The sequence below is a fragment of the Hafnia sp. genome, from assembly GCF_036648275.1.
In the GTDB taxonomy this organism is placed as follows: domain Bacteria; phylum Pseudomonadota; class Gammaproteobacteria; order Enterobacterales; family Enterobacteriaceae; genus Hafnia; species Hafnia alvei.
In genome coordinates this window covers 133,576-146,878 of the sequence record NZ_JAVXIQ010000006.1, presented here as the reverse complement: position 1 = coordinate 146,878, position 13,303 = coordinate 133,576, and the positions used below count along the sequence as shown (strand labels likewise).

The 13,303-nt window shown below is 48.5% G+C and carries 11 protein-coding genes, 1 tRNA gene, 2 pseudogenes and 1 other annotated feature; of the genes and pseudogenes, 10 read left to right on the top strand and 4 right to left on the bottom strand.

Going from position 1 to position 13,303, the window contains the following annotated elements:
• Positions 1–13: 13 nt before the first annotated feature.
• Positions 14–1,003 carry a tRNA-modifying protein YgfZ gene (gene ygfZ / locus RSC70_RS08090; RefSeq protein ID WP_332542197.1) on the bottom strand — a complete coding sequence of 330 codons (990 nt, stop codon included), beginning with the start codon at positions 1,001–1,003 and terminating at the stop codon, positions 14–16.
• A 377-nt stretch (positions 1,004–1,380) separates the two neighbouring features.
• Here ygfZ and sdhE point away from each other — a divergent pair, with 377 nt between their 5' ends.
• Both sdhE and RSC70_RS08080 read left to right on the top strand, forming a co-directional pair.
• Positions 1,381–1,647, top strand: a complete 267-nt coding sequence (sdhE, locus tag RSC70_RS08085; protein WP_025801623.1) for an FAD assembly factor SdhE — start codon at positions 1,381–1,383, stop codon at positions 1,645–1,647.
• A complete protein-coding gene (locus RSC70_RS08080; protein ID WP_046449103.1) occupies positions 1,628–2,041 on the top strand; it encodes a protein YgfX in 414 nt (137 codons plus the stop codon). The genes sdhE and RSC70_RS08080 overlap by 20 nt, the downstream gene beginning before the upstream one ends.
• A 70-nt stretch (positions 2,042–2,111) precedes the next feature.
• On the opposite strand, the gene fldB is transcribed toward RSC70_RS08080, so the two are convergent.
• Positions 2,112–2,630 carry a flavodoxin FldB gene (gene fldB / locus RSC70_RS08075; protein WP_040046181.1) on the bottom strand — a complete coding sequence of 173 codons (519 nt, stop codon included), beginning with the start codon at positions 2,628–2,630 and terminating at the stop codon, positions 2,112–2,114.
• Between the two features lie 192 nt (positions 2,631–2,822).
• Between fldB and xerD the strand changes: the two genes are divergently transcribed.
• The 8 genes and pseudogenes from xerD to RSC70_RS21040 all read left to right on the top strand — a co-directional run.
• On the top strand, positions 2,823–3,734 hold the full coding sequence (gene xerD / locus RSC70_RS08070; protein WP_172722389.1) for a site-specific tyrosine recombinase XerD: 912 nt from the start codon (positions 2,823–2,825) through the stop codon (positions 3,732–3,734).
• 27 nt (positions 3,735–3,761) lie between these two features.
• Positions 3,762–4,478, top strand: a complete 717-nt coding sequence (dsbC, locus tag RSC70_RS08065; protein ID WP_025801619.1) for a bifunctional protein-disulfide isomerase/oxidoreductase DsbC — start codon at positions 3,762–3,764, stop codon at positions 4,476–4,478.
• 5 nt (positions 4,479–4,483) lie between these two features.
• Positions 4,484–6,217 carry a single-stranded-DNA-specific exonuclease RecJ gene (recJ, locus tag RSC70_RS08060; RefSeq protein WP_234618814.1) on the top strand — a complete coding sequence of 578 codons (1,734 nt, stop codon included), beginning with the start codon at positions 4,484–4,486 and terminating at the stop codon, positions 6,215–6,217.
• A 406-nt stretch (positions 6,218–6,623) separates the two neighbouring features.
• A protein-coding gene (prfB, locus tag RSC70_RS08055; protein WP_096079952.1) for a peptide chain release factor 2 occupies positions 6,624–7,722 on the top strand; the annotation gives its coding sequence in 2 pieces (ribosomal slippage) (positions 6,624–6,698 and positions 6,700–7,722; 1,098 coding nt in all).
• 9 nt (positions 7,723–7,731) lie between these two features.
• On the top strand, positions 7,732–9,249 hold the full coding sequence (gene lysS, locus RSC70_RS08050) for a lysine--tRNA ligase (protein ID WP_040046179.1): 1,518 nt from the start codon (positions 7,732–7,734) through the stop codon (positions 9,247–9,249).
• Positions 9,250–9,443: 194 nt separating this feature from the next.
• Positions 9,444–9,517 (top strand) — tRNA-Gly (locus RSC70_RS08045).
• A 195-nt stretch (positions 9,518–9,712) separates the two neighbouring features.
• The gene (locus RSC70_RS08040; RefSeq protein ID WP_313883641.1) at positions 9,713–10,909 is read left to right on the top strand and encodes a tyrosine-type recombinase/integrase; all 1,197 of its coding nucleotides are present in this window, start codon (positions 9,713–9,715) and stop codon (positions 10,907–10,909) included.
• 53 nt (positions 10,910–10,962) lie between these two features.
• A pseudogene (locus tag RSC70_RS21040) lies at positions 10,963–11,076 on the top strand (tyrosine-type recombinase/integrase); the annotation flags it as partial.
• 78 nt (positions 11,077–11,154) lie between these two features.
• Here the strand turns inward: RSC70_RS21040 and RSC70_RS08035 are convergent.
• Positions 11,155–11,818: pseudogene (locus tag RSC70_RS08035) on the bottom strand (IS3 family transposase); the annotation flags it as partial.
• Positions 11,415–11,531 (bottom strand) — a sequence feature (AL1L pseudoknot). Its footprint overlaps the pseudogene before it by 117 nt.
• Positions 11,819–11,988: 170 nt before the next feature.
• Complete coding sequence (locus tag RSC70_RS08030; protein ID WP_332542196.1) at positions 11,989–13,302, bottom strand: cytochrome c; 1,314 nt, start codon at positions 13,300–13,302, stop codon at positions 11,989–11,991.
• Position 13,303 lies beyond the last annotated feature (1 nt).

The following is a 13,303-nucleotide window of genomic DNA, read 5'->3' as shown; positions in this document are numbered from 1 at the left end:
GCAATGAGATGAATTACCCTTCCACCAACGAATATGGCAGTGGTTGAATCGTTAGCATGCTGCCTTCATCGTCACGAACGCGTAGAACGCTATCGGTTTCTAAATCGTTATTGAGCACGACCTGAACGTTTAGGCTACCGTCGTTAAGCTGAACGGCGGCTAATACCGTTCCGGTGCGTCGCCAGTTTTCGCCTAGCTTGAGTTCTAAATCTTCACCTGCCTGCGGTACACGACTGGCGGAGCCTTGCAGCCAATAAAGCGCTCGCTTGTTGGCACCGCGATATTTAGCACGAGCCACCATTTCTTGGCCGGTATAGCAGCCTTTTTTAAAGCAGATGCCATTCAGTGCCTGAAGATTCGTGGCCTGTGGAATAAACTGACCGCTATTAGCGACGTCAATAACCGGCTGACCCGCTTCGATATCAAGTTCAACCCACTGCTGACCGTCGTTAAACTGCGCACTATCACGCAGCTTGTCTGTGAGCATTTCAGCGGTGGATAAAGAAGTTATCAGCAAATAGCGTGCTTCTGGCTGAGATAAATAGAGCAGCGTGGTGTCTTCATGCGTTACCGCCGGCGTGTTGGCATCAGGCAACTGTGGGAAATAAGCGGCAAGTGCGGCATCGGCCTTAAAGCCTGCAATGCCAAGGATCACTGCATCATTATCTGCGCTGATAGTGAGCTTGGAAAACACCGCATATTTTTTCAATTCGGTGATTTGGTTTTCTGCCACGCTGCGGCGTACCAGATAAGAGAAGCCTTCCGCTCGATGGAATAAACGCAGATCGCTCCACATTTTTCCCTTCGCGTCACAATGCCCGCAGAGGGTGTGTTCATGCTCAGTGAGTGCTGCAACGTCTACGGTGAGCTGGCCCTGCAAATATTTGCTAGCGTCAGGCCCCGTCACGTTTACCAACTGCCAATCGTCGAGCAACATTATTGTTAAGGGCAGATGGTTAGAGGCTACCGGTTGGCGTGGCGCGAAAAGAGAGTTCAAAGTCATGATGGTTCCCTACTGATGCAATCCCGAAATGGAATCTAACCATGTTAAGAGAGGTGGGTAGGATTGCAAATGGAAATATTGCGCTGTTGGTATAAATGCTCACACGCAGAGGTAAATATGTGGGACTAAGGCGGCAAAGAGGGAGGAGAATTCCGAGTTTTTCTATAAACCTTATATTTGCCGAGGTTTAACGCACGGTCTGGTACATAATGCGCTAATAAATATGTCAGTTTGTGAACCTATTTTCTAAATCTTCGCTGGATTCGCGCTAAAATGGAGTCGCGTATCTCGTATCGGCTGGGAACCCAGTGAGCTACGGGGTGTCTTACGAGATTATCTTATAAGAATAAGGTTAACTGATCAGGAGTGAGTAAATCATGGATATAGGAAATAAATCACGCATTCATTGGGCTTGCCGCCGCGGTATGCGTGAGTTGGATATCTCCATTATGCCGTTTTTCGAACATGAGTATGATTCACTGAGCGATGCAGATAAACAGACATTTGTGCGCTTACTTGAGTGCGACGATCCCGATCTCTTTAATTGGCTCATGAACCACGGTTCACCCAAGGATCCTGAATTAGCGCATATGGTTAAACTTATTCAAACGCGAAACAAAGATCGTGGACCAATGGCGTTGTGATGTACGAGTGTCATGGCGAACGCAACTTTTGTTGTTGGTTACGCATGGCATTCTGATTTTGTTGATTTTGCTAGCACCATGGCCGGAAAACTATAGTTTTTATTGGTTGGTGTTGCTGACTTTAGTTGTGTTTGAATGTATCCGCAGCCAAAAGCAGATCGCTAAGATTCAGGGAGAGTTTAGCTTTCTAGCGGATAATCATATTCAATGGCAACAGAACGAATGGGAGTTATGTAAGACGCCTTGGATCAGTGATTTTGGCGCATTGCTACCCTTGAAAAGTGTGAAGCAGCAGGGAAAGAAAAAGCGTTTATGGATTGCGGCAGACAGTTTGACGCCAGAAGCATGGTGCCACTTGCGCCGCACTTTGATGCAAACGCACCAGAGTGATTAGTGAATAATGCCCGAGGTTTCCATCGGGCATTTTTGTTTCTTTATATGCAATGTGTGCAATAAGCATCGCATTACAGCAATTCAGCGATCTCCAGCATGATCTGTTCGCACCATTGTTCTAGGCGCTTGTCGCTTAAATCGTATTGATTCGCTTCGTCGAGAGCCAAGCCAACGAACAGCTTGCCATCGTCAATCACTGGTTTAGGGCTGGTAAACTCGTAGCCTTCTGTTGGCCAATAGCCGACAAACTGCACGCCTAGCGGCAGTAAACGATCGTGAAGCATACCCAGTGCATCGAGGAACCATTCGCCATAACCAAGTTGATCACCCATGCCATACATGGCGATGATTTTATTTTGTAGATTCAAGCTTGGCAGTGCGTCCCAGACGGCTTCCCAGTCTTCTTGAATCTCACCAAAGTCCCAGGTTGGAATACCGAGGATCAGAATGTCGTAATCCTCCATGCGCTGGATCGGGACATCCTTGATGTTATGTAAATCGACTAACTCGGCGCCGAGAATATCGCGAATTTTTTCAGCGGCCATTTCGGTATAGCAAGTGCTGGAGCCGTAAAAAAGACCTATCTTCATAGTAATACCTAAAAACATTCGAGCTGCGACTAGGCGGCAATCAGGGTGAAAGAAGGTAGCGAACGCTGCGGTAATGTAAAGGGTGCAGGGAAGTTGCTGCCGTCGGGTTACAAATACATAACACCAGAGTGTATCAGATTTGAATCCGTGTCAGGCATAATGCACACTAAACCTTGGTTTGAGTCTTTATCAATGGAGTCGCCGGTGCACGAGCAAGATCAGGCACTGATAGAACAATTTTTAGATGCGCTGTGGTTAGAGCGCAACTTAGCCGAAAATACGCTGGCCTCTTATCGTCTAGATTTAAGGTCGCTGGCTGAATGGCTGGCGCATCATCACTCTGATTTATTACAGGCTCAGGTTTCTGATCTGCAAAGTTTCTTAGCTGAACGCGTCGATGGCGGCTATAAAGCAACCAGTTCTGCCCGTTTACTCAGCGCCATGCGTCGTTTATTTCAGTATTTCTACCGTGAAAAAATGCGCGGCGACGATCCAACGACGTTATTATCGTCACCCAAGCTACCGCAGCGGTTGCCGAAAGATCTCACCGAAGAACAAGTTGATACGTTGCTACAAACGCCAAGCGTTGAGAACCCGATAGAATTGCGCGATAAGGCGATGCTTGAAGTGCTTTATGCCACCGGACTCCGCGTTTCTGAACTGGTGGGGCTGACGCAGGCCGATGTTAGCTTACGTCAGGGCGTGGTGCGCGTTATCGGTAAAGGTAATAAAGAGCGTCTGGTTCCGCTGGGGGAAGAGGCGGTTTACTGGATTGAGTATTATCTGGAGTATGGCCGGCCATGGCTGCTGAATGGGCAAACGATAGACGTGCTGTTTCCCAGTAATCGTGCCCAACAGATGACGCGCCAAACGTTTTGGCATCGGATTAAACACTATGCGGTACTGGCGGGAATCGATAGTTCTCGCTTATCACCGCATGTGCTCAGGCATGCTTTTGCCACCCATTTGCTGAACCATGGGGCAGATTTGCGTGTCGTACAAATGTTGTTAGGGCATAGCGATCTGTCCACAACCCAAATTTATACGCATGTAGCTACTGAACGACTGAAGCAGCTACATCAACAGCATCATCCCCGTGCGTAAGGCGCAGGGAAATACAAGGATTACGCAATGAAGAAAGGTTTAATTTGGCTGTCTTTGCTGGCGGCTTCAGTCACTGGCGCAGCACATGCAGGTGATGCTGAAATCCAGCAGTCGCTGAAAACATTGGGCGTACAGAAAGCCGAGATTCAGCCTTCTCCGGTTGCAGGTTTGCAAACGGTATTTACCGATAACGGCGTGCTTTACGTGACCAGCGATGGTAAGCACATTCTGCAAGGGCCGATGTATGACGTCAGCGGCGCTGTGCCGGTTAACGTGACTAACCAGATTCTGGTTGGGCGTTTGCAAAAGCTGGTGCCTGAGATGATTGTCTACAAAGCACCAAAAGAAAAACACGTGATTACGGTCTTTACGGACATCACCTGCGGCTACTGCCACAAACTGCATTCGCAGATGAAAGAGTATAACGATCTGGGTATCACCGTTCGTTATCTGGCATTCCCGCGTCAGGGCTTAAGCTCTCAGGCGGAAAGAGATATGCAGTCAATCTGGTGCATGGCCGATCGTCGTAAGGCATTTGATGCGGCGTTGAGCGGTGAAGCTACTCAGCCAGCAACCTGTAATGTTGACATCAAAAAACACTATGAGCTCGGCGTGCAGTTTGGCGTGCAGGGAACTCCTGCCATTGTGCTTAATGACGGCACCGTGATCCCTGGCTATCAGGGGCCGAAAGAGATGTTGGCGATGTTGGATGCGCAGGCAGCCATGAGCAAGGCTAAAGGTTAATTGGTTTGATCGTATCAACACAGCTCCGCCGCCGAGAGGCGGTGGAAAATCATGAACTTCCTGACGATCTCCACCCGCTATTGCGCCGCGTTTATGCCAACCGTGGCATTGTTAGCATGCAAGAGCTGGAGCGTGGGGTTAAAGGTTTACTCTCATACCAGACGTTATCGGGTATTGATCGCGCAGTAGAGCTTCTCCATCAGGCACTGTCTGAGCATCAACGTATTGTTATCGTTGGTGATTTTGATGCCGATGGCGCAACCAGCACCGCGCTTTCCATGTTGGCATTGCGCAGCATGGGGGCGGCAAACGTTCAGTATCTGGTACCGAACCGTTTTGAAGATGGCTACGGGCTGAGCCCTGAAGTGGTTGAGCAGGCTGCTGCTATGGGCGCAGAGCTGATCATGACCGTCGATAACGGTATATCGTCTCATGCAGGCGTTGATAATGCGCATGCTCGTGGGATCAAAGTACTGGTTACCGATCACCATCTGCCGGGCGAAACTTTGCCCGCAGCTGATGCCATGGTTAACCCGAATCTCAACGACTGTGATTTTCCATCGAAGTCATTAGCCGGCGTTGGTGTGGCGTTCTATCTGATGTTAGCGCTACGCAAGCATCTGAATGAACATGGTTGGTTTGAACAACACCGGATCGCCGCGCCGAATCTGGCTGATTTGCTCGATTTAGTGGCGCTAGGCACGGTGGCAGACGTTGTTGCGCTGGATGGCAATAATCGAATTTTGGTGCATCAGGGTCTTAATCGTATCCGCGCGGGTAAATGTCGTGTCGGGATCCGTGCGTTGTTGGAAATTGCCAATCGTGATGCCCGTCAGTTAGTCGCAAGTGATTTAGGTTTTGCACTTGGCCCACGGCTTAACGCCGCAGGGCGCTTGGACAACATGTCGGTTGGCGTTGAGCTACTGCTTTGCGACGAGATGCCAAAAGCGCGCGAGCTTGCCAGCGATCTGGACAGTTTGAACGTGACGCGCCGTGAGATAGAGCAGGGCATGCAGGTTGAGGCATTACAGATTTGCAGCGAGCTGGAACGCACTACGGTTGAAATGCCGTACGGTTTGGCGCTGTATCATCCTGAATGGCACCAAGGCGTGGTGGGCATTCTCGCTTCACGTATCAAAGAACGTTTTTACCGTCCGGTGATTGCTTTTGCTCCGGCGGGCGATGGCATTCTGAAAGGCTCAGGTCGTTCCATTCACGGTTTGCACATGCGCGATGCACTGGAGCGCATTGATTCGCAGAACCCTGGTTTGATCATGAAGTTTGGCGGTCATGCGATGGCGGCTGGATTGTCGCTAGAGGAATCGCGCTTTGATGAGTTCCGCCAGCGTTTTGCTGAACTGGTCGGCGAATGGCTGGATGCATCTCAGCTAGAAGGCGTGATCTGGTCTGACGGTGAACTGTCGATGGACGAGCTTTCGCTGCCAACTGCAGAGTTGCTGCGCGATGCAGGGCCATGGGGGCAGGCGTTTCCTGATCCTACCTTCGACGGCAAGTTCAAAATCTTGCAGCAGAGGCTGGTGGGTGAACGTCACCTGAAGCTGATGGTTGAGCCCGTGGGTGGCGGCCCGCTGCTAGATGGTATCGCTTTTAACGTGGATACCACGCTGTGGCCGGATCCGAGCGTACGTGAAGTGGAGCTGGCATTTAAGCTGGACATTAACGAATATCGTGGCAACCGCAGTGTACAGCTGATGATTCAGCACCTTTGGCCGCGCTGACGCACTCGAACAAAAATCCATGTAATGTATGAGGGGTAGCACAAGCTGCCCCTTTTTGTTCTTGTTATACTGCTCAGATGATTAAGTGTAGTGAGACGCTGCTCTTTTATAAGAAGAAGTAATAACAGCGAGCCTGCAATAAGCCATACATTTTAATCGCGTCGTTCCTCGCCGGAAATTGCAGCAATAGAGCTTGAAAATCGCGGAATGACTGCCATTTATAGGTGTGAGTTGCTATATTCTGTAAGGACATTTTGATAGAGTCGAAAGCTAGGCGTAAGCAGTTTTTTAGTTCATTACGCTGCCTTAACGCTATTTTTATCGTCTCTTTATGACGGTTTAGGAATTCCTTTAGAGGAATGACATGGTTCCGTCGCTGAACACTTAACGAAAGATATAAGAAAATATGTTTGAAATTAATCCGGTAAAAAGCCGTATTCAGGACCTGTCTGAACGGACAGAAGTTCTGAGGGGGTATCTTTGACTATGATGCCAAGAAAGAACGGCTAGAAGAAGTTAACGCCGAGCTCGAGCAGCCCGACGTATGGAATGAGCCAGAACGCGCACAGGCGCTGGGCAAAGAACGTTCCTCATTAGAAGAAATCGTTAATACCATCAATCAAATGACTCAGGGTCTGGATGATGTATCCGGATTGCTGGAGCTGGCTATCGAAGCCGACGACGAAGAGACCTTCAATGAGGCCGTCGTTGAGCTGGATCAGTTAGACGCCAAACTGGCTCAGTTAGAATTCCGTCGTATGTTCTCTGGTGAGTACGACAGCGCTGATTGTTATATCGACATTCAGGCCGGTTCTGGCGGGACAGAAGCACAGGACTGGGCAAGCATGTTGCTGCGTATGTTCCTGCGCTGGGCGGAAGCCAAAGGTTTCAAAACCGAAATTATTGAAGAATCAGACGGCGAAGTAGCCGGTCTGAAATCTGCGACCGTAAAAATCTCCGGTGAATATGCTTACGGCTGGCTGCGTACTGAAACTGGCGTGCATCGCCTAGTTCGCAAAAGCCCGTTTGACTCTGGTGGTCGTCGTCATACGTCATTTAGCTCTGCGTTTGTGTACCCAGAAGTGGATGACGATATTGATATCGAGATCAATCCAGCCGATTTGCGTATTGACGTATACCGCGCCTCTGGTGCCGGTGGTCAGCACGTTAACCGTACGGAATCCGCAGTACGTATTACCCATATTCCGACCAACATTGTGACTCAGTGTCAGAATGACCGTTCTCAGCATAAGAACAAAGATCAGGCAATGCGTCAGCTGAAAGCTAAGCTGTACGAATACGAAATGCAGAAGAAAAATGCTGAGAAACAAGTGATGGAAGACAACAAGTCTGACATCGGTTGGGGGAGTCAGATCCGTTCTTACGTTCTGGATGACTCTCGCATTAAGGATTTACGTACTGGCGTTGAAACGCGTAATACACAGGCCGTGTTAGATGGCGACCTGGATAGATTCATTGAGGCAAGCTTGAAAGCCGGGTTATGAGGAAACAATATGTCTGAACAACAATCACAAGGTGCCGATCAGGCTCTTGATCTTAACAACGAAATGCAGTCTCGCCGTGAAAAATTGGCCGCGCTGCGCAAGGAAGGGATCGCATTCCCTAACGATTTCCGCCGTGATGCTACTTCGGACAAGTTGCATAGCCTGTACGACGAAAAGGATAAAGCAGAACTCGAAGATCTGAACATCGAGGTTTCTGTTGCTGGTCGTATGATGACCCGCCGTATCATGGGTAAAGCTTCCTTCGTTACTTTGCAGGATATGGGTGGTCGCATCCAGCTGTATGTTGCTCGTGACGATCTGCCAGAAGGCCTGTACAACGACCAGTTCAAAAAATGGGACTTGGGTGACATCATTGGTGCGCGCGGTAAAGTATTCCGCACTCAGACGGGTGAACTGTCTATCCATTGTACCGAAATTCGTCTGCTGACTAAGGCACTGCGCCCGCTGCCAGACAAATTCCACGGCCTGTCCGATCAGGAAACTCGCTATCGTCAGCGTTATCTTGATTTGATCGCTAACGAAGAGTCTCGTGAGACTTTCCGTATTCGTTCTAAAACTCTGGCTGCCATCCGTAGCTTTATGGTGAACAAAGGCTTCATGGAAGTGGAAACTCCTATGATGCAAGTGATCCCTGGCGGTGCGTCTGCACGTCCATTCATCACTCACCACAATGCGCTGGATATCGATATGTATCTGCGTATCGCGCCAGAACTGTACCTGAAACGTCTGGTTGTGGGTGGCTTCGAACGCGTATTCGAAATCAACCGTAACTTCCGTAACGAAGGCGTTTCTCCGCGTCATAACCCAGAGTTCACCATGATGGAACTCTATATGGCTTACGCGGATTACAAAGACCTGATCGTTCTGACCGAAGATCTGTTCCGTACTCTGACTCAGGAAGTTCTGGGCAGCAGCATTGTTCAGTACGGCGACCAGACTTTCGACTTCGGCAAACCTTTCATCAAAATGACCATGAAAGAGTCCATCAACCACTATCGTCCAGACATTAAAATGGAAGATTTGGATGACTTGGACAAAGCGATCAAAATCGCTGAATCTCTGGGCATTAAGATCGAGAAGAGCTGGGGCCTAGGCCGTATTCAGTGTGAAATCTTTGATGAAACCGCAGAGAAAAACCTGATTCAGCCAACCTTCATCACCGAATACCCAGCAGAGGTTTCTCCGTTGGCTCGTCGTAACGATGATAACCCGTTCATCACTGACCGCTTCGAGTTCTTCATCGGCGGCCGTGAAATCGGTAACGGCTTCTCCGAGCTTAACGATGCGGAAGATCAGGCTGAACGCTTCCAGGATCAGGTTCGTGCGAAAGACGAAGGTGATGACGAAGCGATGTTCTACGATGAAGACTATGTGACTTCTCTGGAACACGGTTTGCCACCAACCGCAGGTCTGGGTATTGGTATCGACCGTATGATGATGCTGTTCACCAACAGCCACACCATCCGTGACGTGATCCTGTTCCCAGCAATGCGTCCAGTCAAATAAGTTTGTAAGCGGTAGCTAGCCTGCCGCATACGAAATAAAAATCCCCACTGGTTTAAAACCGTGGGGATTTTTTTTAAGAATTGATTTCCTAAATTGTGATCGCCTAACGGTCTAACTGCTTAATTATTCGTCACTTAGTATTTTAATCTGCTTGATGGTATGCCAGAAGGGACTATAATGATCGCCACATTGATGCGGGCGTAGTTCAATGGTAGAACGAGAGCTTCCCAAGCTCTATACGAGGGTTCGATTCCCTTCGCCCGCTCCATTTTCAAGTCTCTGAAACTCCACCAACGTCAACTACCCTCTGATTTAACTGAGTTTTTATCGCTGTCTGCGTCAACTCAATTCAACCGGCATAATCCCAAATCAACAAGCCATTGTGTATAAGATTATGTATAGTTTCGCCTATACACTTTAGAACTATACACATTGCGCGATTTTAGAGGAGGAAACTATACACATGCCTCTTACAGACCTTGAAATTCGCCGTGCTAAGGCGGAAGCAAAGACATATACCAAATCAGATGGTGGTGGCTTGTCCCTGCAAATCGAGCCGAATGGTTCTAAAGGATGGCGCTTTCGCTACCGTTATGAAGGCAAGGCTAAATTAATCTCTCTGGGGACTTATCCAGCAGTATCCCTGTCTGACGCTAGGAAAAAGCGTGATGAAGCAAAAGATCTTTTAGCTGCTGGAGTTAACCCGAGTGAAATCCGGAAAGAGAAGAAGCTAGCTCAGCAAGAGAAGCTGGGTAATACCTTCGAATCAATTACTAGAGAATGGTATCAACGACGCTATGACTTATGGGCTGAGTCCTACCGTACAGAAATGATCGCGACATTTGAAAAAGATGTTTTCCCGTATATTGGGCATCGTCCCATTGATTCTATCGCTCCAATGGAGTTGATGGGTGTCCTGACTCGACTTGAGGAGCGCGGAGCTACGGAAAAAATGCGTAAGGTGCGTCAACGCTGTGGTGAGGTTTGGAAATATGCAATAGCAACAGGGCGTGCATTATCTAACCCTGCACCAGATCTAGCGAGTGTGATGAGGCCGCATAAAAAGGCGAATTACCCATATCTGAAAGCCGCAGAGTTGCCTGATTTTCTCCGCGTTCTTCAGGCGTATACCGGTAATGTGCTCGTTAAGCTAGCGATGAAGTTGCTTATCATAACAGGAACTCGTCCAGGTGAATTGCGTAAGGCGGAATGGTCTGAGTTTGATTTTGAAAAAAATGTCTGGAATGTCCCTGAAGAACGAATGAAAATGCGTCGTCCCCATGCCGTTCCTTTGTCTCGACAAGCTCTGATTATTTTGGATGAACTTAAAACGATGACAAGTGGTTATCTATATGTTTTTCCAGGAAGGCTTGAAAAAGTCAAACCGATCAGTGACATGTCGCTGAACGTATTAATTAGGCGTGTTGGTTATGGAGGAAGGGCAACTGGTCACGGTTTCCGTCATACCATGAGTACCATTCTTCATGAACAGGGTTTTAATTCAGCCTGGATAGAATTGCAGCTTGCTCATATAGACAAAAATAGCATTCGTGGAACGTACAACCATGCGCAATATCTGGATGGAAGACATGAGATGATGCAGTGGTATGCGGATTATATTGACCAGCTTATCAGTTCATCAATAGATAATAGTTATTAGTTGAACCCCGGCCATTTTGGACCGGGGGTCTCCACTCTTTTTTTATTTTTCTGATGGCATGTAGCTCGTTGATTAAATCAGGGGGGTGTTTGAGGGATGCCGTGGAACGTAACTCTTTGCGTGCGGCTTATATTCATAAAGCCGAGCATCTTGATGAACGCAAACTGAACCGTACCGGTTTAATGGGAGAGATTTAGTCCGGGAACTCAGGCTGCCAGATCCTTATTCCCGATGGAAGCGTAATATGCTTTTTCTGCTTTCCGGCTGACCGTAGTCCGCACTTTTTACCCCGAAGCACGCCTGCGAGGCCCATGCTCTTCATCAGTCGCGCGACGGTGCATCTGGCCACGCTGATGCCTTCACGCTGCAGCTGCCGGATGCCATAGACACTGTAGTTGTCGTCATACACTCGCTGTATTTCTGGCTTCAACTGAGCGTCACGGCGGTCATGCAGGCTGCGTTTCTCCGGATGCTGGCGGTATTCACGGTGCCGGAAGTACGTCGACGGGGCGATATTCAGCTCATGACATACCGGTCCGACCCCGTGACTATCGCTGAGGGTATCCAGCAGCGGCATTATTTTTTCCACAGACGGTCGTACTCCGCCTTCGCAAAATAAGCCGAGGCCTGGCGCAGAATATCGCTGCTGCACCGCAGTTCACGAACCTCTTGCTCCAGCTCTTTGAGACGCAGCCGCTCATCGCTTGTGAGCCCACCATCGCCGGAACCATTATTGCGCTCATGCTGACGCAGCCAGGCTCTGAGCGTGTCAGGGCTACAGCTAATTTTTGGCGCGATGGAATTGATGGCGGCGTGCTCTGAGTGATATTCACTGCGCTGTTCCATCAGCATTCGGACAGCCCGCTCACGCAGCTCTGGTGGGTAACGGTTTGCTCTTTTGGATGTCATTTCGGGTCTTTTTTCACTGAGAATTTAGTCTCCCGAAAATCCGATACGGTTCAGTTTTGCGTGCGCAATCGAAGGGGGAGGGAGGAAGTATCAGCTTGTGCATCGGCTCCCGCCCCCGATATTCTTAACCCCGATGCTATCTTCAGCATTATCTAGTCCCTAAAAAGCAATCAATTAACGTGATATGGATTGCTCAATGTTTCTCTGGCCGACAAGATTTCTCGTGCATTCATTACATCATGCATACTTACCGGTGGTGCCTGGTTTCCCCAGCCATTTCGGATGAAGGTGGCAACGTCAGATATTTGTTGATCATCCAATTTCCAGCCAAATTCGGGCATAGATGCGGCAGTAGGGTTGATTTTCGTAGCAACCCCTTGTCCCCCAAGCAATATCGCTCGTAATACATTGGCAGCGTCTGGCGCTTGGACACCACTACTTCCTGCTAATGCGGGGATCATTCCTTCAACACCGAGTCCATTCGCTTTATGACAAGCCTTACAGTTGTTCTGGTAGATGCTTTCTCCACGGTCCATTTCGCTTTTTGCTGCAGTAAGCGGAATTGTCGTATCCCAGCTTCCCGGTATGCTTTGTAGATATTCAGTAATGGCTCGTAAATCATCATTCGTCATGTACTGCAAAGAGTTATGAATGGCTTCCCCCATAGGGCCAGAAGCGACAGCTTGTTCTGTGCTGCCAGTTTTAAGATAACTGACAACCTGATCTTGCTCCCACTCGCCGATACCTTGCCGTTTATTGTTGGTGATTTCTGGAGCAAACCAACCTTGCAACTCACCTCCCTGTAGATACTTGCCGCGTTTATCCGCTCCCAACAGGTTTTTTGGTGTATGGCATGATGTGCAATGTCCGAGGCCTTCTACCAAGTATGCTCCTCTATTCCACTGTTGGGATTTATTCTGGTTTGGCTTAAATGGAGCCGCGTCAAAGAACAGCAGATTCCATCCCCATATCATTTGTCGAATATTAAAAGGAAATGGTAAATTCGTTTTCTCTACATTATGATGTACAGCAGGAATTGTGTTGAGATAAGCTTTTATTTCTTTTAAATCTAAATCGCTAACCTTGCTATATACGTTATATGGCATGGCAGGATAAAGATTTTGGTCATGGATACCTTTACCGTTGCGCACTGCGTTAATGAATTGCTTATCAGTCCAATTGCCAATCCCCGTTTCCTTATCTGGTGTAATATTGCTCACCATTATTTTTCCAAATGGTGTTTCCAACGCCATTCCTCCGGCATAAGGTTTACCTCCCTTTGCGGTATGGCAAGCGACGCAGTCGCCAGCTCTAGCCAGATACTCCCCCCGTTCTAATGTCGTTTTCCCAATGCTACTTAGCGGCTGGGGAGCTAAAAAATCATGTTGCTGATGGCTGTTGTGCCATATTTTGTAGCCTGTGAAACAACCGACAACAACAGCTGCGCTACCTAAAATTAGAGCTAATACTTTTTTAACTGCCATG

Coding starts and splice junctions, on each gene's coding strand:
- ygfZ (WP_332542197.1), bottom strand. CDS start 1,003: ATGACTTTGAACTCTCTTTTCGCGCCACGCCAACCGGTAGCCTCTAAC.
- sdhE (WP_025801623.1), top strand. CDS start 1,381: ATGGATATAGGAAATAAATCACGCATTCATTGGGCTTGCCGCCGCGGT.
- fldB (WP_040046181.1), bottom strand. CDS start 2,630: ATGAAGATAGGTCTTTTTTACGGCTCCAGCACTTGCTATACCGAAATG.
- xerD (WP_172722389.1), top strand. CDS start 2,823: ATGGAGTCGCCGGTGCACGAGCAAGATCAGGCACTGATAGAACAATTT.
- dsbC (WP_025801619.1), top strand. CDS start 3,762: ATGAAGAAAGGTTTAATTTGGCTGTCTTTGCTGGCGGCTTCAGTCACT.
- lysS (WP_040046179.1), top strand. CDS start 7,732: ATGTCTGAACAACAATCACAAGGTGCCGATCAGGCTCTTGATCTTAAC.
- RSC70_RS08040 (WP_313883641.1), top strand. CDS start 9,713: ATGCCTCTTACAGACCTTGAAATTCGCCGTGCTAAGGCGGAAGCAAAG.
- RSC70_RS08030 (WP_332542196.1), bottom strand. CDS start 13,302: ATGGCAGTTAAAAAAGTATTAGCTCTAATTTTAGGTAGCGCAGCTGTT.